The 25,896-nt window shown below is 45.5% G+C and carries 22 protein-coding genes and 2 pseudogenes; 3 read left to right on the forward strand and 21 right to left on the reverse strand.

What is annotated here, in order from left to right; genetic code table 11:
- Positions 1-366: 366 nt before the first annotated feature.
- The 13 genes from Vt282_RS08975 to yceD all read right to left on the reverse strand — a co-directional run bounded on the left by Vt282_RS08975 (position 367) and on the right by yceD (position 11,033).
- Positions 367-1,182, reverse strand: a complete 816-nt coding sequence (locus tag Vt282_RS08975) for a TatD family hydrolase (protein ID WP_162063187.1) — start codon at positions 1,180-1,182, stop codon at positions 367-369.
- On the reverse strand, positions 1,173-2,135 hold the full coding sequence (holB, locus tag Vt282_RS08980) for a DNA polymerase III subunit delta' (protein ID WP_162063188.1): 963 nt from the start codon (positions 2,133-2,135) through the stop codon (positions 1,173-1,175). Before holB ends, Vt282_RS08975 begins: the two co-directional genes overlap by 10 nt.
- Positions 2,135-2,767: a dTMP kinase gene (gene tmk / locus Vt282_RS08985; RefSeq protein WP_162063189.1), complete on the reverse strand. Its 633-nt coding sequence runs from the start codon at positions 2,765-2,767 to the stop codon at positions 2,135-2,137. Before tmk ends, holB begins: the two co-directional genes overlap by 1 nt.
- A 3-nt stretch (positions 2,768-2,770) precedes the next feature.
- Entirely contained in the window at positions 2,771-3,787 is a 1,017-nt protein-coding gene (mltG, locus tag Vt282_RS08990) for an endolytic transglycosylase MltG (protein ID WP_162063190.1), read from the reverse strand.
- Complete coding sequence (gene pabC, locus Vt282_RS08995) at positions 3,784-4,587, reverse strand: aminodeoxychorismate lyase (RefSeq protein WP_162063191.1); 804 nt, start codon at positions 4,585-4,587, stop codon at positions 3,784-3,786. The genes mltG and pabC overlap by 4 nt, the downstream gene beginning before the upstream one ends.
- 160 nt (positions 4,588-4,747) lie before the next feature.
- Complete coding sequence (gene fabF, locus Vt282_RS09000; protein ID WP_162046000.1) at positions 4,748-5,989, reverse strand: beta-ketoacyl-ACP synthase II; 1,242 nt, start codon at positions 5,987-5,989, stop codon at positions 4,748-4,750.
- 93 nt (positions 5,990-6,082) lie between these two features.
- Positions 6,083-6,316: an acyl carrier protein gene (gene acpP / locus Vt282_RS09005; protein WP_004406112.1), complete on the reverse strand. Its 234-nt coding sequence runs from the start codon at positions 6,314-6,316 to the stop codon at positions 6,083-6,085.
- 235 nt (positions 6,317-6,551) lie between these two features.
- Positions 6,552-7,286: a 3-oxoacyl-ACP reductase FabG gene (gene fabG, locus Vt282_RS09010; RefSeq protein ID WP_162047529.1), complete on the reverse strand. Its 735-nt coding sequence runs from the start codon at positions 7,284-7,286 to the stop codon at positions 6,552-6,554.
- A gap of 34 nt (positions 7,287-7,320) precedes the next feature.
- A complete protein-coding gene (gene fabD, locus Vt282_RS09015) occupies positions 7,321-8,244 on the reverse strand; it encodes an ACP S-malonyltransferase (protein WP_162063192.1) in 924 nt (307 codons plus the stop codon).
- Between the two features lie 71 nt (positions 8,245-8,315).
- Positions 8,316-9,266 (reverse strand): beta-ketoacyl-ACP synthase III, encoded by a 951-nt coding sequence (locus tag Vt282_RS09020; protein WP_162045998.1) that lies wholly within the window; start codon positions 9,264-9,266, stop codon positions 8,316-8,318.
- A 5-nt stretch (positions 9,267-9,271) separates the two neighbouring features.
- Complete coding sequence (gene plsX, locus Vt282_RS09025) at positions 9,272-10,297, reverse strand: phosphate acyltransferase PlsX (RefSeq protein ID WP_162045997.1); 1,026 nt, start codon at positions 10,295-10,297, stop codon at positions 9,272-9,274.
- Positions 10,298-10,306: 9 nt separating this feature from the next.
- Entirely contained in the window at positions 10,307-10,477 is a 171-nt protein-coding gene (rpmF, locus tag Vt282_RS09030) for a 50S ribosomal protein L32 (protein ID WP_114767396.1), read from the reverse strand.
- Between the two features lie 31 nt (positions 10,478-10,508).
- Positions 10,509-11,033: a 23S rRNA accumulation protein YceD gene (gene yceD, locus Vt282_RS09035; RefSeq protein ID WP_162045996.1), complete on the reverse strand. Its 525-nt coding sequence runs from the start codon at positions 11,031-11,033 to the stop codon at positions 10,509-10,511.
- A gap of 148 nt (positions 11,034-11,181) precedes the next feature.
- On the opposite strand from yceD, the gene Vt282_RS09040 reads away from it, so the two are divergent.
- Complete coding sequence (locus tag Vt282_RS09040) at positions 11,182-11,763, forward strand: Maf family protein (RefSeq protein WP_162063193.1); 582 nt, start codon at positions 11,182-11,184, stop codon at positions 11,761-11,763.
- 179 nt (positions 11,764-11,942) lie between these two features.
- Here the strand turns inward: Vt282_RS09040 and rluC are convergent, their stop codons facing one another.
- A complete protein-coding gene (gene rluC, locus Vt282_RS09045; protein ID WP_162063194.1) occupies positions 11,943-12,896 on the reverse strand; it encodes a 23S rRNA pseudouridine(955/2504/2580) synthase RluC in 954 nt (317 codons plus the stop codon).
- A 551-nt stretch (positions 12,897-13,447) separates the two neighbouring features.
- Here rluC and rne point away from each other — a divergent pair.
- Both rne and Vt282_RS09055 read left to right on the forward strand, forming a co-directional pair.
- A complete protein-coding gene (gene rne / locus Vt282_RS09050) occupies positions 13,448-16,534 on the forward strand; it encodes a ribonuclease E (protein WP_162063195.1) in 3,087 nt (1,028 codons plus the stop codon).
- Positions 16,535-16,820: 286 nt separating this feature from the next.
- Positions 16,821-18,380 (forward strand): SulP family inorganic anion transporter, encoded by a 1,560-nt coding sequence (locus Vt282_RS09055; RefSeq protein WP_162063196.1) that lies wholly within the window; start codon positions 16,821-16,823, stop codon positions 18,378-18,380.
- 136 nt (positions 18,381-18,516) lie between these two features.
- Here Vt282_RS09055 and Vt282_RS09060 read toward each other — a convergent pair.
- The 7 genes and pseudogenes from Vt282_RS09060 to tsaB all read right to left on the reverse strand — a co-directional run bounded on the left by Vt282_RS09060 (position 18,517) and on the right by tsaB (position 25,847).
- A pseudogene (locus Vt282_RS09060) lies at positions 18,517-20,071 on the reverse strand (DEAD/DEAH box helicase).
- Positions 20,072-20,283: 212 nt separating this feature from the next.
- A pseudogene (gene rnd / locus Vt282_RS09065) lies at positions 20,284-21,400 on the reverse strand (ribonuclease D).
- A 71-nt stretch (positions 21,401-21,471) separates the two neighbouring features.
- Positions 21,472-23,175, reverse strand: coding sequence for a long-chain-fatty-acid--CoA ligase FadD (fadD, locus tag Vt282_RS09070; protein WP_162045989.1), 1,704 nt, complete (start codon positions 23,173-23,175; stop codon positions 21,472-21,474).
- A gap of 121 nt (positions 23,176-23,296) precedes the next feature.
- The gene (locus Vt282_RS09075; RefSeq protein WP_162063197.1) at positions 23,297-24,142 is read right to left on the reverse strand and encodes an alpha/beta fold hydrolase; all 846 of its coding nucleotides are present in this window, start codon (positions 24,140-24,142) and stop codon (positions 23,297-23,299) included.
- A gap of 8 nt (positions 24,143-24,150) precedes the next feature.
- The gene (locus Vt282_RS09080) at positions 24,151-24,708 is read right to left on the reverse strand and encodes a Slp family lipoprotein (RefSeq protein WP_232055045.1); all 558 of its coding nucleotides are present in this window, start codon (positions 24,706-24,708) and stop codon (positions 24,151-24,153) included.
- A gap of 73 nt (positions 24,709-24,781) precedes the next feature.
- On the reverse strand, positions 24,782-25,087 hold the full coding sequence (locus tag Vt282_RS09085) for a chromosome partitioning protein ParA (protein ID WP_162063199.1): 306 nt from the start codon (positions 25,085-25,087) through the stop codon (positions 24,782-24,784).
- 58 nt (positions 25,088-25,145) lie between these two features.
- Positions 25,146-25,847 carry a tRNA (adenosine(37)-N6)-threonylcarbamoyltransferase complex dimerization subunit type 1 TsaB gene (gene tsaB / locus Vt282_RS09090; RefSeq protein WP_162063200.1) on the reverse strand — a complete coding sequence of 234 codons (702 nt, stop codon included), beginning with the start codon at positions 25,845-25,847 and terminating at the stop codon, positions 25,146-25,148.
- Positions 25,848-25,896 lie beyond the last annotated feature (49 nt).

Here is a 25,896-nt window from a genome sequence, read left to right on the forward strand (position 1 = left end):
AGAGTTATCTGGGCTCTAACGGCACACCCCCGTAGCCTAAATGTTAGCACCCATAGAAAATGTAACCAGTTGTGACGTTATATTTTCCGGCTCTAAATATATATTGAGGGGCATCGCATTTACTAGTGCATAGACGACTTTAGTTGCAAACTAATAGCTAGATCACACGTAATTCTTCACAAAATCATGACGAACTTGCATCTATCTATATGAATAAAAGGGCTTATTTAAAAAAATATTAATTTTACTAATCAAATAAAATGCCGTGAAATGTTATTTTGCATAACAAATTTACAAGTTGGTATTTTCATTGCATTAGCTGCACAAAATAACCACACAATTGTATAGTAAATCGTTTACATCAAATTAATGACGAAAAAAAGAGCTTTCGCTCCTTTTTAATCGAAAAATCTTTTCTATCTCAAAAAGATTTTGAAAGTTTTCGCTGGTTATTTGTCCAACTTTAGACAATGATTCGCCTCTGAGCTGGGCAATGTAAGCTGCAACTTCAACCACATAAGCGGGTTGGTTCTGTTTTCCACGGTGAGGAACCGGAGCTAAATATGGTGAATCCGTTTCAATTAACAAGCGTTCCAACGGCAATGCTTTCACCACTTCTTTTAATTCTGTCGCTTGCCTAAATGTCACGATACCGGAAACAGAGATATAAAAGCCTAACTCCATCGCGGCTTCAGCAAATGGCAGATCCTCAGTAAAACAGTGAATCACACCACCACACTTCTCAGCGCCACCGTTACGCAAGATATTCAAAGTATCTTCACGAGCATTGCGAGTATGGATGATCAGGGGCTTATTTAACTCAACAGCTAAATCGACTTGCTGCTCAAAACGCTCTAGTTGCAGTACTTTGGTTTCAGGTTGGTAGTGATAATCTAAACCTGTTTCACCAATCGCAACCACTTTAGGGTGCGAGGCGTATTGACGCATTAACTCGAGCGAGAAATCACTTTGCACGTCCAACGGATGTACACCGCATGAAGCAAATACATTCTCAAACGGCTCAATCATTTCCATCATATTAGGAAACGCATCCAGCGTTACGCCGACTGACAATAATTGTTCTACATTGGCGGCTTTAGCCTTAGCCACAACATCTGCAATCCCTTGGTGTAAATCTTGATAATCCAGCTTATCGAGATGGCAGTGTGAATCTACAAACATGCTTCCCCATTAAATTTAAATAACCAGTCCAAAATCAATAGCTCACGATTGAGCCCCGTATGTTGAGTCAACTGCTCAATCAGCGTTTGTAACGATTGAGTCTGCTTAAATAGTAAGTCATAACTCACATTTTGCGCGAGCGAAGATGCACCAGGTACCCGATCAACCGCTGATAAGCCAAAACTCTCTTTTTGTGCATCTGTCATTAGATACCAAACCCACAACAATGACGTATCTATACCATCGCTTAACGCTTTGGCTAACTTAACCACATCACCCTGCTGCGCTGTAACGGCCAGAAACTGAGCCTCTAATGTCTCATAGCGTTGCTGACCGCCATCTTGTACGAACTTAAGTGTGTTTAAGGGCGAATTCCCATTAATATGAGCGGCATATGGCGCAACAGTCTGATTAGTTTGACTACTCAACCATTGTGCAAGTTCCTGCGCCTCTGGTGGTGTAATGTGCCATTGCTGGCAACGACTCGTAATGGTCGGCAAAAGTTGGCTTACTGAACTGCTTACCAGTAAAAACAGGCACTTTTCAGCCGGTGTTTCCAGCGTTTTAAGCAACGCATTCGCCGCAGACTCATTCATCGAATCGGCTGGTTGAATCACAATGATGCGATAGCCAGACAGTTGCGATGACTCTTGCGCCAAGCGGTTACAGTGACGAATTTGGTCAACCGTAATCGCCTTACCCTCTTTTTCAGGCTTAATCCAATGAAAATCAGGATGACTGCCCGATGCCATCAATTGACAGCTATGACAAAACCCACATGGCTCAGCTGCAAAGTTGCTACACATCACTGCGCGGCTAAACTGTTCAACCAACTGCTCTTCGCCGTAACCGGGTTTTGCGATCAACAATGCGGCGTTAGGAAAGCGTTGCGCCTCTAACTGCACCTGCCACTGTTGCCATAAAGGCGTTAACCACGGATAAAGCTCAGTCATTATGCGCGTTCCAACCATTGTTTGAGCGCAGTTTCAATGTCCGCAGCTACCTTATGCATCTCTTGAGCGGCATTAATCACCACAATGCTGTCGTCGCTGTTCGCGATTTCAAGGTAGCGTTCGCGAGTGCGATCAAAAAAGCTCATATCCATTTTTTCAATACGGTCTAACTCACCGCGTCCACGAGCGCGTTCAAGGCCAATACGAGGATCAAGGTCAAGGTACAATGTAAAATCTGGTTTAAAGCTGCCTAGCGTTGTTTCACGCAGCGCTTGCATCGTTTCACGAGGAATCTGTCGACCGCCACCTTGGTATGCTTGAGAAGACATATCATGACGATCACCCACCACCCAAGTACCCGAATTTAGTGCCGGCTTAATAACGTTCTCCACTAACTGTACGCGCGAAGCGTACATCATTAGCAATTCCGTCATATCTTGCAACACTTCGCCTTCGTGTTCTTGCTTGACCAATTCACGCAATTTTTCTGCTAAAACGGTACCACCTGGCTCGCGAGTGTGTTTGATTGACTCGATACCTGCTTGCTTAAGTACTTCAAGCACGGCATTAATCGCCGTACTTTTACCCGCGCCTTCTAGGCCTTCTACAACAATAAATTTTGCTTGTTTCATAAGTTATTTGTTACTTCTCAAATGTCGTAAGTAAGCTCGAACTGCTCGGTTATGGTCGGCTAAGTTCTTGGAAAATACATGTCCACCTTTGCCACTCGCGACAAAGTAGTAGTAATGGCTGTCTTCAGGATTCAGCGCCGCTTTTATGGATGCTTCACCTGCCATCGCTATAGGTGTAGGCGGTAAACCGAAAATCACATAAGTATTGTATGGCGTTGGCGTACGTAGATCTTTTTTGCGAATGTTACCGTCATAATTTTCACCCATACCGTAGATAACCGTTGGGTCAGTCTGCAGACGCATGCGCTTATTTAAACGGTTAACGAAAACAGAGGCTACACGCTCACGCTCGGACTCTACAGCTGTCTCTTTTTCGATAATCGAGGCCAAAATCAACGCCTCGTAAGGTGTTTTCAAAGGCAATTTTTGTTGGCGATTTTGCCACGCTTCATCTAACACCGACTGAAGTTCATCGGCTGAACGCTTCAAAATATCGAGATCCGACGTGCCATAGGTATAGTTAAACGTCTCAGCTAGGAATAGACCTTCTAACTTCTGTTGTTTAATACCCAGAGCCTTGGCAATTTCAGCTTCACTCATTCCACTTATTTTATGCTCAAGATATGGAGCATTTTCTAAAATGGTGCGCCACTCGCTAAAACGAGAACCTTCGACAAAGGTAATAGAAAATTGATGTTCCTTGCCGGTTTTGAATAGCTCAAGCGCTTGAGTAAGGTTCATATCCGGCGTGATGAGATACGTTCCCGCTCGTAACTGAGTTAATTCCGGATGGAAATGACGAATCACTTTTACCACGTCACTAGTTTCAATCAAGTTTTGAGCGCTCAGCTGTGCCAATACGCCTTGAAAACTGGTACCAGGTTTGACAGTAAAGATTTGATCTTGAGTTAACTGCAAAGGTTGTTGAACAAATTGCTCAACTTGCTTAGTCACATAGAAAAAGGCTCCAGCTGCCATAGCGGCAACTAAAACAAACAATAGAGTGATTTTTTTAATCACGGGGACAACATCTCCTGAATACTTCTTGTCAGATTTCCAATCGAGAAACTATAACTATCAATCGCTGTTACCGGGGCAGCGCCTAACACTGAGTTGGTAATAAATACTTCATCTGCACTCAATAAATCAGACAACGTCCATTTACCAAGATGCAGACCTACTTGATTTTGTTTAGCCCATTCAATTACTCGCCTGCGCGCAACACCCGCCACACCGGACTCGTCAAGGTTCGGTGTATACAAGATTTCACCACTGCGCCAAAATAGATTGGCCATACTGGTTTCAATGACGTCTCCAGACACATTGAGCACCACACCATCTAGGCATTGGCGACGATCGAGCTCTGCTTTAACCAATATCTGCTCCAAGCGATTATTGTGCTTATGTCCTGCCAGCAGTGGATTGATACCGATACGGGTCTGACATACGCTCAACTCTATCCCTTGTTGTTGCCAATTTGGGTAGTGGGCTGGGTAAGCAAAGTCGCTAATAGTAACATTAGGAGCGCTCACTTGAGTAGCGCTATAACCTCGCCCACCCTCACCGCGGCTAACATGCAGCTTTAAACCTGCGAGTGATGCATCACTCACCGCTTGTAGCAACCAAGCTTCAACTTGCGACCAATCGGGCTGGGGAATAAATAGTGCATCTAGGCAAGCTTGCATACGTTGTCGATGGTAAGCCCATTCAACAAGCTGCCCATTTTTGGAGAGCATAGTGGTAAACGCACCATCTCCATATTGAAAAGATCGGTCCGTTAGTGAGACCGAATCAGCAGGTTGTCCGTTAAGCCAAAACAAGATTGATTTCCCTAAAATAAAAAAAACGGCCTAATGCCAAATGCATTAAGCCGTTTTATCACATCTTCAAACTTTACCCAAGACAATTGGGCGAGCCATAACATGGCTTTGACGTTCAGTGCTAATCACATAAATAGTCTATGTGGTTACCTGAACTCAATTACATTTTTTTGAAGACTAGAGAGCCGTTCGTACCACCGAAACCAAAAGAGTTACAGATCGCGTATTCCATGTCGACTTTCTTCGCAACATGAGGAACAAGATCGATATCTAAACCTTCTTCTTGGTTATCTAGGTTAATCGTTGGTGGAACGATTTGGTCTACTAGCGACATGATAGTGATGATTGCTTCAGCTGAACCTGCTGCACCTAGTAGGTGACCAGTCATTGATTTAGTTGAAGATACTTTCACTTGCTTCGAACCTTCTTCACCAAGTGCACGTTTGATGCCCTTGATTTCAGCAACGTCGCCAGCTGGAGTTGAAGTACCGTGTGCGTTTACGTAACCCACTTGAGTACCAACGATACCCGCGTCACGCATTGCTGCTTCCATCGCTAGTGCACCGCCTGAACCATCTGAACTTGGAGAAGTCATGTGGTAAGCATCACCAGACATACCAAAGCCAACTAGCTCTGCGTAAATCTTAGCGCCACGAGCTTTCGCGTGTTCGTACTCTTCAAGCACGATAACACCAGCACCGTCACCAAGAACGAAACCGTCACGATCTTTATCCCAAGGACGAGATGCTTTTTGTGGCTCATCGTTACGAGTTGAAAGCGCTTTAGCCGCACCAAAACCTGCCATACCTAGTGGCGTTGATGCTTTTTCAGCACCACCAGCAACCATAGCATCAGCATCGCCGTAAGCGATCATACGAGCAGCATGACCGATGTTGTGAAGACCTGTTGTACACGCTGTTGAAATAGCGATGTTAGGACCACGTAGACCACGCATGATAGATAGGTTACCCGCAACCATGTTTACGATGGTTGATGGAACGAAGAATGGGCTCACTTTACGTGGACCTTTTTCAGTCAGAGCTGCATGGCCCGCTTCAATTAGGTCAAGACCACCGATACCAGAACCGATAGCCACACCTACACGCGGTGCGTTTTCTTCGTTAATTTGTAAACCTGAGTCGTCTAAAGCTTGGATACCAGCTGCGATGCCGTATTGGATAAATAGATCCATTTTGCGAGCATCTTTTTTAGACATGTACTCTTCGCAGTTAAAATCTTTGACTAGACCTGCAAAACGAGTAGAGAAATTAGTTGTATCAAAGTGTTCGATATTAACGATACCGCTTTGACCTTCTAGCAGGGCCTTCCATGATGATTCAACAGTGTTGCCTACCGGTGACAACATACCCATGCCAGTGACAACAACACGACGCTTGGACACGATTTTATTCTCCGGAAATGAAATAGATTCTATGAGAGATATAGAAGAGTGTTAAAAAACTCAGGCGGCCAGAAGGCCGCCTGGGGGGAGAGATTACTGAGCGCTGTTCACGTAGTCGATAGCAGCTTGAACAGTAGTGATCTTCTCAGCTTCTTCGTCTGGAATCTCAGTGTCGAATTCTTCTTCTAGAGCCATTACTAGTTCAACAGTGTCTAGAGAATCAGCACCTAGATCGTCAACAAATGAAGCTTCGTTTTTAACTTCTGCTTCGTCTACACCTAGCTGTTCAACAATGATTTTCTTTACGCGTTCTTCGATGTTGCTCATTTTTTCTTTTCCTTTACAGATTTCGCTCAATGCGATGATTCCGTAGTTTATTAGAACTATTGAAAGTTGCAAGGGGGACCTTGCTGGTCAAACCACAATTTTAGCGATTTTAACCGAAATTCAATACAATTTTGACTTATATCATGCACAAATCTTGTGCATATCAATAGCAAGTTTTGCATTTTTAGCACGAGAAGCTTAACAGATTCTCGCCTTTTGTGCTCAAACTTAGCTATTAAACCATATACATGCCGCCGTTAACATGCAAAGTTTCACCTGTGATGTACGCCGCTTCTGGTGATGCCAAAAATGCAACAGCCGATGCGATCTCACGAGGGTCACCTAAACGACCCGCTGGAACGTTAGCAAGCGTTGCTGCGCGTTGGTCATCATTTAGTGCTTTAGTCATGTCAGTTTCAATGAAACCAGGGGCTACAGTGTTAACTGTTACGCCACGTGAAGCCACTTCACGTGCCATAGATTTAGTAAAACCAATAACGCCCGCTTTTGCTGCTGCGTAGTTAGTTTGACCAGCGTTACCCATAGTTCCAACCACTGAACCTACGTTAATGATGCGGCCTTGACGCTTTTTCATCATGCCACGTAGCACAGCTTTAGACATACGGAAGATTGGCGTTAGGTTAGTATCGATGATGTCATTCCACTCATCGTCTTTCATACGCATTAGTAGGTTATCGCGTGTGATACCTGCGTTGTTTACTAGAATATCGATCACGCCGTACTCATCGTTGATGGTTTTTAGCGTTGCTTCGATAGACTCAACATCAGTCACGTTTAGTGCAAGACCTTTACCATTCTCGCCTAGGTATTCACTGATCGCTGCAGCACCGCTTTCAGAGGTTGCTGTACCGATTACTGTCGCACCGCGCTCAACCAAAAGCTCAGCGATTGCACGACCAATACCACGGCTAGCGCCAGTCACTAGAGCAATCTTGCCTTCTAGATTCATCATTGTTTGCGTTCCTTATGCTTAAGTCAGCTGATTATTTTGCTGCTTCTAGAGAAGCAACATCGTTTACAGCCGCTGCATCTAGCGTTTTAACGATACGTTTAGTTAGGCCAGTTAGTACTTTACCTGGGCCCATTTCTACTAGTTTTTCTACACCTTGCTCGCTCATTAGCTGCACGCTCTCAGTCCAACGAACTGGGCTGTATAGCTGACGAACAAGTGCGTTTTTGATTTTCGCAGGATCAGTTTCTGCCGCTACATCAACGTTGTTGATAACAGGTAACTGAGGCGCGTTGAATTCGATTTCTTCTAGTGCAACTGCTAGTTTGTCTGCTGCAGGCTTCATTAGAGCACAGTGAGACGGAACAGAAACAGGAAGTGGTAGTGCACGTTTTGCCCCCGCTTCTTTACACAGTGCGCCAGCGCGCTCTACTGCTTCTTTGCTACCAGCGATAACAACTTGGCCTGGAGAGTTGAAGTTTACAGGAGAAACCACGTCACCTTGTGCTGCTTCTTCACATGCTTTTGCGATCGCGTCATCATCAAGACCGATAATCGCATACATTGCACCAGTACCTGCTGGTACCGCTTCTTGCATCAGCTGACCACGTAGCTCAACCAGTTTGATCGCTTGTTTGAAGTCAATAACACCTGCACATACAAGTGCTGAGTATTCACCTAGGCTGTGACCCGCTAGGTTTGCAGGTTGCTCAAGGCCAAGCTCTTGCCATACACGCCAAATCGCTACAGAAGAAGCAAGAAGTGCAGGTTGAGTACGATGAGTCTGGTTTAGATCTTCTACAGGACCGTTTTGTACTAGTGCCCATAGATCGTAACCAAGCGCTTCAGAAGCCTCGGCAAAAGTTTGTTTAACTACGTCATATTGTTCGCCAAGCTCTGCAAGCATACCAACAGCTTGAGAACCTTGACCTGGAAATACGATAGCAAACTTGCTCATGTTGTTTTCCTTAAAACAAAGAGAAGAAAGAAAGCCGCACCACTTGTGCAGCTTAAATTGAAGTCTTTTTCTTAGAACTTAACTAGCGCAGAGCCCCAAGTGAAACCGCCACCAAATGCTTCAAGTAGTAGTGTTTGACCACGCTTGATACGGCCATCACGTACTGCTTCATCAAGCGCAGTAGGTACTGTCGCTGCAGACGTGTTACCGTGACGATCAAGCGTCAGAACCACTTGGTCTAAAGACATTGATAGTTTTTTCGCTGTCGCAGAAATGATGCGGTAATTTGCTTGATGCGGCACTAACCAATCAAGTTCTGATTTGTGCATGTTGTTGGCTTCAAGTGTATCTTTCACTAGCTTAGAAAGCTGAGTGACCGCTACTTTAAACACTTCATTACCCGCCATGTACAACCATTTATCCGCATCTTTACCGCGCTCAGGTACTTCAAGGCTTAATAGCTCTCCAAAAGCACCGTCAGCATTAATATGCGTTGAAAGAATACCAGGTTCTTCACTTGCTCCAACAACCACTGCGCCTGCTGCATCACCAAATAGAATGATGGTTGAACGATCCGTTGGGTCACAAGCTTTAGATAATGCATCGGCACCAATTACTAGCACGTTTTTACACATACCAGTTTTAATATGTTGATCGGCGATAGATAGTGCGTAAACAAAACCAGAACATGCCGCAGCGATATCAAATGCTGGGCAACCTTTGATGCCAAGCATGCCTTGCACTTGGCAAGCTGATGACGGAAACGTATGACTGCTGCTCGTCGTCGCCACAATGATCATGTCGATATCGTTTTTATCAATACCCGCCATTTCAATAGCGTTTACCGACGCGTGATACGCCATATCCGCGACAGTCTCATCTTCAGCAGCGATGCGGCGCTCTTTGATGCCCGTACGTGCAACAATCCACTCATCTGATGTATCTACCATTTTCTCTAAGTCTGCGTTAGTACGCACTTGAGATGGCAAGTAGCTGCCAGTACCTAAAATTTTGCTAAACATGAAGACTAATAATGCCTCTCGAGTAAAACCGCTTCCAAACGATCACTAATACGATTTGGTACTTGTCGTTTGACCTCGTGTAGGGCCTCGCCGATGGCATTGACGACCGCCTCTACATCTGCACTTCCGTGGCTTTTTATTACAATGCCGCGCAATCCTAGCAAACTTGCACCGTTATACTGGTCGGGGTTCAGTGTTTTTAGTTCATTTATCAACCCAGAAAACAGTTTTCTTGCAATCCAACCCTTTATAGATGAGGCCATCATTGCATTTTTCAACTTATCTATAAAAAGCTGGGCTGTGCCCTCACTCGCTTTGAGACAGACATTGCCGACAAAACCATCACAAACCACCACATCGGCATAGTCATTAAATAACTGGTTGCCTTCGATATAACCGATGAAATTTACCGACTGGGTGTTAGATAACATCTCAGCACAGCGTTTGACAAGGTCATTACCTTTAATTTCTTCGGCACCGATGTTGAGAATGGCTACGCGAGCAGGACGTTGTAAGTATTGTTCGGCAAGCGCGCTACCCATCACAGCAAATTGAAACAAAGAATCAGCATCACTAGAAACATTAGCACCTAAATCCAACATCCAGGTACGTTGACCAGAAATTGTCGGTAATGCAGAAACTAAAGCGGGACGCTCAATACCTGGCAATAATTTTAGACGAAAGCGAGACAAAGCCATTAACGCGCCGGTATTGCCTGCACTTACGCAAGCATCCGCTTGACCAACAGAAACAAGATCGATCGCGCGACCCATAGAACTATCTTGGCCATTACGCAGTGCGAGTGATGGTTTTTCCGAGTTGGAAATCGCTCGGTCACAGTGTCTGATACTCAGCCGAGTATCTGGCTTATAACCAAGGGAGGATAATTGAGTTGTGATCGCAGTTCGATCACCTGTTAAGATTACTTTCAGCTCTGGGAAATGCGACAGTGCCTGCACGGCGGCAGGCACTGTTACGCGAGGACCGAAGTCCCCGCCCATTGCATCAAGTGCAACGGTAATATTTTGCAAAGGTCAACCTTACTTGTTGATAACCTTCTTGCCGCGGTAGAAACCTTCAGCAGTCACGTTGTGACGTAGGTGAGTTTCACCTGAAGTTGCGTCAACTGATAGTGCAGCTGTAGTTAGCGCATCGTGTGAACGACGCATACCACGCTTAGAACGTGTTTTACGGTTTTGTTGTACGGCCATGGACCCTACTCCTATGTTGGTTCTTAAAGAATTACTTCTTCAAGCTTTTCAAAACATCGAATGGATTCGGTTTATCTTCCACTACCTCTTCTGGAAGTTCACCAAACACCATGTTATCTGAATCAACGCTACAGTCCGCTTCATCATGCATCGCCACTTGAGGCAAGTTTAGAATGAACTCGTCTTCAACTAACTGTATTAGGTCAATTTCACCGTACTCGTTTAGATCTACCAAATCGTACTCTTCCGGTGCGTCTTCTTCACTTTTCTCGCTGTAATACGGCGTGTAAGTGAATTCAACTTCGCACTGATGTGCGAAAACCTCATTACAGCGTTGACACTCTAAATCAACTTCGATGTTAGCTTTACCAGAGATAACAACGAGTCGCTGTTCATCTAACCCAAATGACAGTGACACTTGAGCGTCGCGTTTAACGCCTTCGACCGATTCCTCTAAGCGCTTAAAAAGACTGACCTGAATGATACCTTCATAATCTAGTCGTTTCTGAGCTGCTCGTGCCGGATCAACCGTTCGCGGTATTTTTACCTTTTGCATAGGGCGCGAATTCTATCTTCCAAATCGTTTAGAGTCAAAGAAAAAGGGTAAAAAGTTGTACTTTTTTTCCTTTCTGTTACCAAGGCTAGGCTAACAGCGATAACTTCGATTATCCTGTTTTCCAAGCAAGGTTTGATTGTAAATTAAAATGACAAATTACCAACTAGTTTTAGCGTCCACTTCACCATTTAGGCAGCAACTGCTCAATAAACTAGCAGTGCCGTTTATTACTGCTACCCCTGATTGCGACGAAACGCCTCTAGCAGGCGAATCACCGACGGCTCTGGTACTTCGTTTAGCTGAAAGCAAAGCAAAGTCTTGTCCGCTCACTCAAACAAGCTTAGTGATTGGTAGTGATCAAGTATGTGTGATTGATGACGAGATCATCGGTAAACCTCACACCCGAGAAAGGGCTATCGAGCAATTAACTCGTCAAAGCGGCAAAAGTATCACTTTTTATACTGGCTTAGCACTGTACAACTCTCAAACGGATACCATTCATTCCAAACTGGATACCTTTACGGTTCATTTTCGCCAATTAACTCAGCAACAAATCGAAGACTACGTCGACAAAGAGCAGCCATTCTATTGTGCCGGCAGCTTCAAAAGCGAAGGATTAGGAATTGCTTTGTTCGAGCGCTTGGAAGGTAAAGACCCAAATACGTTAGTTGGCCTGCCCCTGATTGATTTGATTGATATGTTGGCGGCAGAAGGTTTTGCTGTGCTCTGAGCATTGAGAGTGAAAAATTAAGCGTTGAGCGCGTTTCACTTGAGGTTTTATAAACGACATTTCCAATGACCGACTTTCAACCCGATGGGGAATCACAGCAACAAAAAAAGGGAGCATAACGCTCCCAATCTCTAAAATCTCGATACAAATTTCAACTTTGCGTTCTCGACTCTAATGCCTCAATTATTAGCAAGCTTTCTCAGACCAACTAGCACTTTCTCAAGCTTGTTGCCCATCGGTGCATTGATTTCCATCTGCTCTTCCGTACCCGGGTGAACAAACTTAATGTTAGCCGCATGAAGGAACAATCGGTCAAGACCAACTTTACCCGTGTAGGCATCAAAACGACGGTCACCATAGCGGTCATCCCATGCAATCGGATGGCCAGCGTACTGAGTGTGTACACGAATTTGGTGTGTTCGCCCAGTAATCGGACTCGCTTGAATCAAAGTTGCATCGGCAAATTTTTCTAGCACCTTAAAACGAGTCTCTGACGGTTTACCGTTTGGATTCACGCGAACGATGCTATTGACTTCATTTTTCAGAAGTGGTGCATTCACCACTTTACAGCTTGATTTCCACTCACCCATCACTAAAGCGAAATAATACTTCTGTACCGTCTTTTCACGGAATTGAGCTTGCAAATGACGCAGAGCTGAACGCTTTTTCGCCACAAGCAAAATACCAGACGTATCGCGGTCAATACGATGGACTAATTCAAGGAAACGAGCTTGCGGGCGCAGTGCACGCAATGCTTCTATCGCACCGAATTTTAAACCGCTACCACCATGTACTGCGGTACCCGACGGTTTGTTTAGGATCAACATATGTTCATCTTCAAAGATGATCATGTTTTCAAGTTCAGCGACCTTGTTTAACTTGGTGCTCGGCGCAACTTCTTCTGTTTTTTGCTCCACGGTCACAGGTGGAATGCGAATTACATCACCTGCTTGCAGTTTGTATTCTGCTTTGACACGTTTTTTGTTCACTCGTACTTCGCCTTTACGAAGAATACGATAAACCATACTTTTTGGGATACTTTTCAGATGGTTGCGTAGAAAGTTATCAATACGCTGGCCAGCCATATCGGCATCTATGTCGACAAACTGGACTTGGGTTCTAATTTCATTCATAACGCTATTCTATCACTCAAAACTGCGCAATTTCACATTTTCTTCGCAACAAGCGCCAAGTTTACTTGTTTTGTCGGGAACTACGAACAATTTTTCAGTAACCTATTTATAAACCTCACCTTTCTTTTCAAAGGCATTAAAAACATGACCTTACCGCAAATAAAAACAGATTATTCCTCGTTTTGTGGTAAAGCAGATTGCCGTGATTAGAGGGTACTGCTATAGTTCACACCTGCAAAGACTGATTTGGTTGACTTTTGTACTAACCAAACTATCTGAGCAACAAAAGAGTAGATTGCTAGTTAATAGAAAGCGCAGCACACGGCGTAAGACCTTTCGAATATTAGCGACTTGTTGCTCTACTCGTCACCTTTCATGTTGAGTAAATTCCGCCGATATCGCGGCTCACAAGTTATCGTTTGTGAGAACTGGAGTGCCCCAGAGCATCCCTCCAGCCGGGAGGCTGCACCGAATAAACCATGGGATCTGGCACCGTGAAAGCGAAAACTAAGCAACAAGCACATAAAAAATGACAACGAGATTTTTATAAAATGAAAAGAATGCTAATCAACGCAACTCAAAAAGAAGAGTTGCGCGTTGCTTTAGTAGATGGTCAGCGCCTGTTCGATCTTGATATCGAAAGCCCAGGCCATGAATCTAAAAAAGCAAACATTTACAAAGGACGTATCACTCGCATTGAACCTAGCCTCGAAGCTGCCTTCGTTGACTACGGCGCAGAACGACACGGCTTCCTCCCTCTTAAAGAAATTGCCCGCGAATACTTCCCTGAAGGTTACTCTTACCAAGGTCGTCCAAGCATTAAAGAAGTGCTGACTGAAGGCCAAGAAGTAATTGTTCAAGTAGAAAAAGAAGAACGTGGCAGCAAAGGCGCTGCGCTAACAACGTTCATCTCTCTTGCTGGTAGTTACCTAGTTCTTATGCCAAATAACCCTCGTGCTGGCGGTATTTCTCGCCGTATCGAAGGTGACGAGCGCACTCAACTAAAAGCAGCATTAAGCACATTAGAATTGCCTCAAGGCATGGGTCTAATCGTACGTACTGCGGGTGTAGGCAAAAGCGCTGAAGAGCTGGAGTGGGACCTAAACGTACTGCTCAATCATTGGGGTGCGATCAAGCAAGCGTCGGATTCAAACCCTGCGCCATTCCTAATTCACCAAGAAAGTAACGTAATCGTACGTGCGATCCGTGATTATTTGCGTCGTGATATCGGCGAAATTCTGATCGACAGCAACACCATGTACGAACGCGCTCTAGACCATATCCGTCTAGTTCGTCCTGACTTCGTGAGCCGCGTTAAGAAGTACGATGGCGAAGTACCACTATTTAGCCACTACCAAATCGAAAGTCAGATCGAATCAGCGTTCCAACGTGAAGTTCGTCTGCCTTCTGGCGGCTCAATCGTTATCGACCCAACCGAAGCATTAACGTCTATCGATATCAACTCAGCACGCGCAACCAAGGGCGGCGATATCGAAGAAACAGCACTGAACACCAACTTAGAAGCAGCAGACGAAATTGCACGTCAGCTACGCCTACGTGACCTTGGTGGTCTAGTGGTTATCGACTTTATCGATATGACGCCAGTACGTCACCAGCGTGAAGTTGAAAACCGCCTACGTGACGCTGTTCGTATGGATCGTGCTCGCGTACAAATTGGCCGCATCTCTCGCTTTGGTCTACTTGAAATGTCGCGTCAGCGTCTAAGCCCATCGCTAGCGGAAGCAAGCCACCACATTTGTCCTCGTTGTACTGGTACTGGTGTGATTCGCGATAACGAATCACTTGCACTATCTGTATTGCGTTTGATTGAAGAAGAAGCACTAAAAGATAACACTGCGCAAGTTCTTGCCGTAGTACCAGTGCCAATCGCCTCATACTTACTGAACGAAAAACGTCGCTCTGTGAACCACATTGAGCGCAACCAAGAAGTGAAAATCACGGTTGTTCCTAACTCAGATATGGAAACGCCGCACTTTGAAGTGATTCGTGTTCGTGAAGGTGAAGAAGTCGATCTACTGTCATACCTACTTCCTAAGAAGCTAGAAGCAATGAAGGAAGCGGAAGGTAAAGAAACGACTGACGCTGAAATCAAACCGAAGAAAATTGAAGAACCAGCTCTAAAAGGTTTCGCTGCTCCGGCTCAGTCAGCTCCTGCTCCAGTAGCAAAAGCGCCAGCACCTAAAGCAAAACCTGCCGCAGAAAAAGACGAACAGCCTGGTATGTTCTCACGTTTCTTCAAAGCACTTGGCGATTTCATCTTCGGCTCAGCGAAACAAGAAGAAGCGAAGAAAGAAGAGTCTACTCAAAAAGACAAATCGAATCGTAATAACCGTAACCGTCGCAACAACCGCAACGATCGTGGCGACCAACGTCGTCGCAACAACCGTGATGGTAATCGCGATGCGAATCGTGAAAATAACCGCGATAACAACCGTGATGCAAATCGCGAAGGTGGTCGTGAAGATAAACGCGATAACAAGCGTGATAACAAGCGTAAACCAGTTCGTGATGATGCGAATCTTGAGCAAAGCCAAACTGAACGCAAGCAACGTAAACCTAAGCAAGACCGTCGTAACAAACGTGAAGACGTGAAGCCAAGTAAAGTTGCTGAAGAAGGTTTGAAACTAGCGGCTGAAGCACAAGGCGAAAAAGTTGAAGCTCCACGCGCTGAAGAAAAAGCAGCGAAGGTAAAAGAGCGCCGTCAACGTCGTAAACTGTCTAAGCAAGTGCGTGTGAAAGACCAGCAAGCACAAGCAGAGAAAGTTGAAGAGACTGTCGTTGATCAACCTGTCGTAATCGAAACTCCGGTACAAGCACCAGTTGTCGTTGAACCTGCAGTAGAGAGCCACGATAGTGACAATGATGCTCAAGAAGGCAAACAACGTCGTAACCGTCGTTCACCTCGCCACCTACGCGCAAGTGGTCAACGTCGTCGTCGCGGCCGTGACCGTCGTCCGAATCCATTCCGCCTACGTAAAGGTGGTGTAGCCTCTCCAGAGATGGCAATGGGTAAAGTGATGCCTCGCTACGATCTTGCGAAACCAGCACCTCGTTCACAACACGTGAAAGAAGCTGTAGTGGAAGCACCTGTCGTAACATCAGAAGCACTTGTTGTTGAGACTCCAGTAACTGCACTTGGTGGTTTCGCTTGTCCTGAAATGGCAATGGGTAAAGTTATTATTCGTCGTGAACCTGTTGTAGAACAAGCAGTGGTAGAGCCAACAGTTGAAGCTCCAGTTGCTGAAGTTGTCGCTCCAGTGGTTGAAGAAGCTGTCGTGACTGAAACTGCAGTAGCAACTCCAGCTGTAGAAGATACAGCGATTGTTGAAGCGGCAGTTGATGTGGCAGCTCAAGAACGTGTTGTTCAAGAAACTGTTGCAGAGCCAATCGTTGAGTCAGCGCCTGTGGTAACTGAAACTCAAATCGAGAAAGCAGTTAAAGCACATGCAAGCTCACCAATGGCAAAAGCACCGGGCACTCAAGAGCTAAAAGAAATCGAAATCAACGCAGCTCCAATGCGCGCTGAGCGCTACCAACCAAAAGGTGCTGGTAGCCAAGTCGCACGCAACCAAGCTGGCGCAGGTATGACAAAACCTTCAGCATCACTGATTGCCTAAGGCAAACGTGAAATGAAGCGAGTTCATACTCGATAAAACCAAAAGGCTGCTTATTCAAGCAGCCTTTTCTTTTAGGCTAAAGCAACAATCTCCACCCTCAAAGTGGCAACATATTTTTAGCATTTTTATTGGTTTACATCTGGCTCTTTGTTGAACTTAGTCACAATTTTCTGTACGATCCCACGCCTTGAACTAAATTCTGACCTAGTCGCTCTGCTCTTTTACTCTCCACTTTGCTCTAGTGACCGTTCAGAATAGTGATTAAATCTAACCTAACTGAGCAAACATGTTTGAATTTCCCCAATTTTCTAAGCACTCGGTAAAAAACGATGTGTTATCAGGTTTAACTGTCGCCCTAGCGCTAGTTCCTGAAGCTGTAGCCTTCGCCTTTGTTGCGGGTGTAGACCCGATGGTTGGTCTTTATGCGGCCTTTATCGTCGGTCTGGTAACCTCCATCTTTGGTGGCCGACCAGGTATGATTTCTGGTGCCACAGGTGCAATGGCTGTCGTCATGGTGAGCTTAGTGGCGACTCACGGCGTGCAATACTTGTTCGCGGCCATTCTTCTTGCCGGCATTCTGCAAATCACCGCAGGCCTTTTTAAACTGGGTAAGTTTATTCGCATGGTACCGCATCCTGTGATGATCGGTTTTGTGAATGGTCTGGCTATTGTTATTTTCCTAGCACAACTCGGTCAGTTTAAAGCGCCAGATCTTAGCGGTGATCTGACTTGGCTGCCGGGTGATCAAATGGCGCTGATGCTTGGCCTAGTTGCTTTGACTATGGCGATCATTCACTTTCTACCAAAGCTCACGACTGCCGTACCATCATCACTGGTTGCGATTGTTACGGTCACCGCGATTGTGGTCGGTTTTGATTTAGATACGCGTACTGTGGTTGATTTCCTGCGTACGATGTCAGGCAACGAAGCGGCAACGCTTGCTGGCACGCTACCGACCTTCTCAGTTCCAGAAGTTCCACTTACGCTTGAAACGCTGCAAATCATTTTGCCTTACGCAATTATTTTAGCGGCAATTGGTCTAATTGAGTCACTCCTTACTCTGACAGTGCTGGATGAGATGACCAATACTCGTGGTCAATCAAACCGTGAATGTATGGGTCAAGGTCTTGCAAACATTACCTGTTCAATGTTCGGTGCTATGGGTGGTTGTGCTATGATTGGTCAGTCAATGATCAACGTAAACTCAGGTGGCCGTGGGCGCCTATCTGGTATCGTCGCTGCGGTGATGCTATTGGTGTTTATTCTATTTGCATCATCGCTGATTGAAATGATCCCACTTGCAGCACTCGTCGGTGTGATGTTTATGGTGGTAATTGGCACCTTTGAATGGGCAACCTTCAAACTGGCTCGTCGCGTACCAAAACAAGACTTCTTTGTTATTGTACTGGTAACGGTAGTGACGGTACTGACTGACCTAGCTGTTGCAGTTGCCGTCGGCGTTATTGCTTCTGCATTGATGTTTGCTTGGGAACATGCAAAACACATTTACGCATCAAGCAAAATCAATAAAGACGGTTCAAAAGAGTACCAAGTCCATGGTCCTATCTTCTTTGGTAGCGCGGCAAATTTCCTTGAGTTGTTTAACGCACAAAACGATCCAAGTGAGGTGATTGTCGATTTTGCTCACTCTCGAGTCACTGACCACTCAGCAATCGAGGCGATTGAGACTCTCGCTGAGCGCTATGCTGCAGTAGGCAAAACCCTACATCTACGTCACCTGAGCCCAGATTGTCGCGCCCTACTACAAAAAGCAGGCAGTCTCGTGGAGATCAACGTCAAAGAAGACCCAAGCTACAAAGTCGCAACCGATGTTCTAGCTGGTTAACTAGCAGGCTAGCGCTTTGCTCAAATTTAAAAGGCTTCCCTCGGGAAGCCTTTTTTGCGTATGCGCTCTAGCGAAGTAAAAACAAAAAGCCCTGTGATATCACTGGGCTTTCTCAATTGGAGTTTGTCGCTAATAGTTAGCCGCGATTTGCGTTTTCTGGGCGCGACTTACGGTTTTGTGCTGGCTTACGTGCTGCCTGACCAGTTGGTTTGCCGCTATTGCTTGAGCGGTTGCCGCCATTGTTATCAGACGATTTCGCGCGGTTGGCTTGCCCGTTGCTATTGTTATTACCCTTACCTTGCGAATTATTTTTCCCAGTTTTTTTGTTAACAGGCTTGTTGGCAGGTTTGCCCTGTCCTTTTGGTTTGTCACCATTCGCATTTGGCTTTTTACCTTCGCTAGGTTTATCACCAAAGTGACGCTTATTTATACCCGCAGGCTTATTACCGCGAGCATTTTCACCAGAGCGTTGACCATCCGCATGATCAGTCTTTGGTTTCTTTGGCTTCTTCGGTTTTTTCGCTTTGATTGGACGCGTGTCAAGTACCGACTCAGGCAGCTCATTTACCGCCTTATAGCCTTCTAATTCAAGACGAGGCAGCACCTGCTGAATCAAACGTTCAATGCCAAATAGCTCAGCGACTTCTTCATTACACACCAAAGAAATTGCCTTACCCACTTCACCAGCACGACCGGTACGACCAATGCGGTGTACGTAGTCTTCAGAGACATTTGGCAACTCAAAGTTCACCACTTGTGGCAACTGAGGAATATCGATACCACGTGCCGCAATGTCTGTTGCCACCAACACACGCACTTCGCCTGATTTAAAATCAGCCAGAGCTTTGGTGCGTGCTCCTTGGCTCTTGTTACCGTGAATTGGCGCCGCCGTAATGCCTTCACCATTTAAGTAAAACGCCAGACGGTTAGCACCATGTTTAGTGCGACAAAACACCAAGGTTTGACGCCAATCGCCATCTTTGATCAGCTTAACCAACATTGGCGCCTTTTTGCGTTTGTCTGCTGGGTAAATAAATTGCTCGATAGTCTTAGCGGTCGAATTGGCAGGGTTCACTGAGATCTCAACAGGATTGTTTACCAGCCCTTTCGCCAGCTCACGAATTTCTTCGGAGAAGGTTGCCGAAAACAGCAAATTTTGGCGATTTTTAGGCAATATATTAAGAATTTTACGAATATCGCGAATAAAGCCCATATCTAACATACGGTCTGCTTCATCCAATACCAATACTTCTAGTTGGTCAAATTTCACTGCATTTTGATTGTACAGATCCATCAAACGGCCCGGCGTTGCCACCAGCACGTCGACACCACGAGTCAACTTCAGCATTTGTGGGTTGATTTTTACCCCGCCAAAGACCACGGCTGAATTTAGCTCAAGATAGCGACTGTAGTTATGCACGTTCTCATGTACTTGAGCTGCAAGTTCGCGTGTAGGCGTCAAGATAAGCGCACGAATATGATTGTTCTTAACACGTGAGCCATTGGATAAACGCTCAAGAATTGGCAAGGTAAAGCCCGCTGTTTACCGTCCCCGTCTGAGCTGCTGCCATAACGTCTTGACCTTCAAGAATCGCAGGAATTGCCTTTGCTTGAATTGGTGAAGGCGTCGTAGCCTGTTCTTTGATGGCTTTCAAAATTGGAGCAGAAAGAGCGAGTGAGGTAAAACCCATAAATTTGTTTCTCAATATAAAGTGGTTCATACCAAGCATAGCGACTAAGGCTAGCTTGGATTGAAAAGTGCGACATTCTGAGGCTTTTGCTTACTAGTCGCAACTATTGTTTCGCCAGCTGGAAGATAATCTCTCCCTAGGCAAGCGCAAAATAAAAAGGCCGGGATGTTGCCCAGCCTTTCCTTGTGCAGGATACTATTTCGACACTTGAATTACTTAATCAGTTTATCCAATTTCTGACCGAGTAGCTCCAAACGCCAGCCCTGCATCACATCTGGTCGCTTGTTTTCATCACGATTACGTTTCCACCCAACTAATGATGCTATTGAGTTGCTTCTTCGACGCTAAAAACTCGCCCGCTAAACCGCTGTTGTCAGACACTTTCTTTACTTCATCTTTCAGCACTTTGAATAACTGCTTATAACCCGGTTTGTCCATCAAACGCACAATTTTTTCCGGATACTGGTCCGCAGGGGTCATCTTCGCCGATTTTACTAGGCTAATAATACGAGCACTGTGACGTTGTAAAGAACGAGCATCAATGCCCGCTTGCTCCATCTGCTGACGATTTTGCATACCCATACGAGCAATAGTTAACAAATCTTGCTCTTTGAACACGAAATTCAATGCCAAATCACGGCGCAATGCTTCTTTATAACGCCAAGTTGCCAATGGCTTAAGAATGGCCAATTCGCGTGGTTTTAACTGCCATGCCCCTTTGATATCAAGGTAAGCATTCTCGGCATCCACGGTTTTGATACGCTTCGAGGCAATAAGTTGACACTCTTGCTGCACGGCTTGCCACCACCCCGCTTGCTCAACGGCTTGCAACAGTTTTTCGTAGAGTGGTTTGAGGTAGTAGACGTCAGCCGCTGCGTAATCCAACTGCTTTTGTGACAACGGACGCGCCATCCAGTCAGTGCGTGACTCACTTTTATCCAGTGAAACGCCTAGGTTAGCTTCAACTAGAGCCGCAAAACCCGTTGATAAACCATTGCCTAAAAATGCCGCCATAATTTGTGTATCAACCATAGGTTGTGGCAAACATTCAAAGCTATTGAAGAACACCTCTAGGTCTTCACCACATGCGTGTAAAACCTTCATGACTGAAGTATCTTTCAGTAGCTCAACAAACGCCGTCATATCTTCGATTTCGAGCGGGTCGATAAGAGATAGCGTTTCACCATCAAACAACTGAATTAAACCCAGCTGTGGGTAGTAAGTACGAGTGCGCACAAACTCAGTATCAAGCATTACTGCTTCTACCGTTCGCGCTCTTTTACACACAGCTTCAAGCTCTGCGCTTTGAGTAATAATCTGGTAATTCACTTAATTCTCGCATTAAAAATGCCGGCATTGTCTGCCGGCATTCTATCATTATTTAACGTTCGCTGCTTGGCTTACTCAGCGTTACCTTCAGCAATCTTTGCTAAATTGGCATCGTTTTCTTCACGCAGTACTCGGCGAAGGATCTTACCGACGTTCGTCTTTGGAAGATCATCTTTAAACTCAACTAATTTAGGAATTTTGTAGCCAGTCAAATGTTGACGACAGTGAGCAATCACTTCTTCCTTGGTTAAGCTTGGATCGCGTTTCACCACATAAAGCTTCACAATCTCGCCTGATACTTCATGCGCTTGACCAATCGCAGCCACTTCAAGCACCTTGCCGTGTGTTGAAACCACATCTTCGATTTCATTTGGGTAAACGTTGAAGCCTGAAACAAGGATCATGTCTTTCTTGCGGTCAACGATGTATAGCAAACCTTCGTCATCAAACTTAACGATGTCACCCGTTGACAGCCAACCATCTTCTGTCAGTACTTCTTTGGTTGCTTCAGTGCGCTGCCAGTAACCTTGCATTACCTGAGGACCACGTACTTGTAGCTCACCTACTTCGGTATTTGGCAACACATTACCTTCTTCATCGACAATTCGAACGTCAGTCGATGGTACAGGCAAGCCAATCGCACCTGTATAGTCAACCAAATCGTAAGGATTACCCGTTACCAATGGAGAGCATTCCGTTAGGCCGTAACCTTCAAGTAGATGCACGCCTGTGATTTTCTTCCAACGTTCAGCAACACCACGCTGTACAGCCATGCCACCACCCACTGAAAGCTTCATCTTTGAGAAATCCAGCTCATGGAAGTCTTCATTGTTAACTAGTGCGTTAAATAGCGTGTTTACGCCAGTAATGGCTGTAAATGGGTACTTTTGTAGCTCTTTGATAAAGCCCGGAATATCACGAGGGTTGGTGATCAGCAAGTTGCGGCCACCCATCTCGATAAACAGCAGACAGTTCACAGTCAGAGCAAACACATGGTATAGCGGCAACGCAGTGACAACCAATTCACGGCCAGCTGACAATACCGGGCCATATGCGCCTTTTGCCTGCATGACGTTAGCGACCATGTTGCGATGCGTTAGGATTGCACCTTTCGCTACGCCCGTTGTACCACCTGTGTATTGCAAGAAAGCAATATCATCGCCGGTCATAAACGGTTTCACGTATTGTAGACGACGACCTTTATGCAATGCCTTACGCATTGAAATTGCACCAGGTAGGTCATATTTCGGTACCATGCCTTTTACGTACTTAACGACGAAATCAACAATCGTACCTTTGGCGCGTGGTAGCATTTGGCCAAGGCTAGTCAAAATGACGTGTTTAACTGGCGTGTTCTCAACGATTTGCTCAAGGGTATTAGCAAAGTTAGAAACGATGACAATCGCTTTGGCGCCCGAGTCATTCAATTGGTGCTCAAGCTCGCGTGGAGTGTAAAGCGGGTTCACGTTTACGGCGATAAGACCTGCGCGCAACACACCAAATAGTGCCACTGGGTATTGCAGTAGGTTTGGCATCATCAATGCCACACGGTCGCCTTTTTGTAGCTTAAGATCGTTTTGTAGGTACGCGGCAAAAGCACGGCTGCGCTCTTCCAGTTTTCGGAAGGTCATCACCGAACCCATGTTCATAAATGCAGGCTGATCAGCATATTTAACCACTGATTGCTCAAACATTTCCACTAATGATGGATACTGGTCTGGGTTGATGTGCTCAGGCACTTCACTTGGATAACGAGATAACCAAGGTTTATCCACGATACTACTCCTCGAATTAGACAAATATTGTATTTATTGTATTGCGACGTTTATGGCACGTCGTTCATGCAATATTACAACACAGGCTGAGTGTTCAAGCACCTAATGCTCAAACACTTGTTTAAATTTTGTTAACCAAAGCAAGAATTTCTAACGCCACTTGCTCTGGTTGCTCCAAATGGCAATGATGTCCACCATCCAAGACGACAACATCGGCTAATGTGTCGCTAACTTGCTGCAAGGAAGGGTAACCATTGCTCCCCAAGATAACGAGCTGAGGACAGACTATATGCTGTCGAATTTCATCAGCATGTGCAGGCGACATGCGGTAGAGTGAGTCACTTTGTAGTTTACGATCGTGGCGCAATTGCCAACCATGCTCTGCAGGTTGTGAACCTCGCTGTACAATGGGCGCAATTTGCTCCGCACTCACATGATTTAATTCCGCTCGACGCGCAATCATCTCATTAAGAGAGCTAAATTGACGAGCGGGTTTACTGCGTATTCGTCGGCGACTGGTAATGCCACCCCTCAGTCTTGAGAGCGAATACTCACTCGATTCCGCCAGCGGACCATTACCTTCGATCTGAATCAAAGCCGCAACTTGCTCAGGAAAGGCGGCACTATAGCAACTTGCAATCAAAGCACCAAGTGAATGTCCTACCAACAACAACTTGTTTGGCGAAAGAATCGCCAAAAACTGATGTAAATCGTCGATATAGTCATGGAAGGGATAATAATTACCAGCCTCTTTATGGCTAGACAAGCCATGCCCAGGTAAATCCACCGCACATTGATGTAACTTGGGATTTAGCTGATGTACCGCATGCATAGTGGTCGTAAAACTGGCGGCATTGTCCAACCAACCATGCAGGTAGACAATCGAGTAATCAGAGTCAGAAACACTCCCAAATTCCGTGGTGGCGATTGAAATATCCGCCAACTGACAACGACTTTCTCTTAGCATTATCGCGCTTACCTAACGTCTTTAATCACGCGCCCTTGGCGAGGCTGAAAGTGAATATCGTTACACGCAATACCATAGCATGGATAAAAATCACTATAGCGATCATAAATCACTACGCGCTCTTCAACGCGCCACAAACGAAAACCGGTGACATCCATCGTTGGAAACTGATACTGATATTCACCCACCTCTGAAGTTTCGCTGCCCGTAGCGTTACCCAGAACGGTAATTAAACGCCCATCCGCAAGCGCTACCGGATCAACAAAACCAGGGAAGTAAGCAACAAAGCGCCCAGTTGGCTCAAGGTCAATATCCGGCTTACCCGCAGAATCAATCGGTAAATTAACAATTTCGACTCGAGTTTTGTCAGCCAAATTGGTGACTTTCGCAATGACACCACCCAAGCGCACCTCAGGTTTAAGCTGTAGTTGGCTTTGCCAAACATTGTAATGAGTCACCAGATTAGGGTTATCTGAAGCTAACTGAGGGGGCAATGAAGAACATGCGTTCAAAAATAAAAGAATTGTGATGGCAACAACAGCCTTAAAACAACGAAGAATACCCATAACAACCATACCTTTTTGGGGTTATGTATCTATACCTAAGGAATCTCGAGATACTTGAATATATCTATAGTAGCTAGATATAGATATCGACACCAAGCAATTGCATTAGTTCTTCGCGCTTCGCTTGATTCATCACGCGCATGTATTCTTCCATCGCTTTGCGACTGCGCCCTTCGGGCAAATCGTATTGAATGTGCGCACGATGAATATCCGATTCTTGAACATGGCGAATAGTATGGGCGACAGCATTAGCCACCTTTGATGGTTGACTAACCTCTGACTTAGCGTTGGACTTACCAATACCTTTGTTCTTATTTATTCGGTTCGGTTTATTCGAACCAGGAATAATCGCCGGAGGTAAGCCGTTAATTGATGCCATACTCTTCGCCTATCATCTTGTTAAGTGGACACCTACAGCATAGATGCCCTCTATCGGATTATTCGCGGCCTGGTAGTTTTTTCCACGCAACGTTATCACGCAGGTAAACTGGGCTTGATTCTTCAACTGGTACCGTTTGGCCTTTTTGCAGCATTAACTTCGCTACTTGTACGATATCTTGTGAATCAGGATAAAGTACGTCGCCCTGAGTGCGGTTTAGCACTAGTGGTTGCAGCGCATCTGCGTATGCATCCCAACCTGTACCTGCCATTGTCCATGCTTGATCATCTGCCACTACTTGTTCGACAAGCGTTGCAGGTGCAATCACACACTCTTGATCGACAGCTAACCATTCGCCAGACTCTTGACGACGGTAACGTCCCCAGTATACCTCTTCCATACGCGCATCAATCGCCGCGGCGACGTGGGTTGCACCATGTAAGCGGAAAGAACCTTGCGCCATTGCTTCAAGGGTAGACACGCCGATCATTGGTAGATTGGCACCAAATGCTAAGCCTTGTGCAATACCGATGCCAATTCGAACACCAGTAAAGCTGCCCGGACCACGTCCGTATGCCAACGCATCCAATTCAGCAAGCGTTAAACCGGCTTCTTTTAGCACTTCATCAACCATTGGTAGCACTTTCTTGGTGTGATCACGTGGTGCAACTTCACTGCGAACATACACTTGGTCATCCACCAGCAATGCTACTGAACAGTTCTCAGTTGAAGTGTCTAAAGCAAGAATTTTTGTGCTCATTAAAATCTCTATTCTTGGTTGTGGTACCAATCAAAGTAATACTTTGATT

The organism is Vibrio taketomensis (assembly GCF_009938165.1).
In the GTDB taxonomy this organism is placed as follows: domain Bacteria; phylum Pseudomonadota; class Gammaproteobacteria; order Enterobacterales; family Vibrionaceae; genus Vibrio; species Vibrio taketomensis.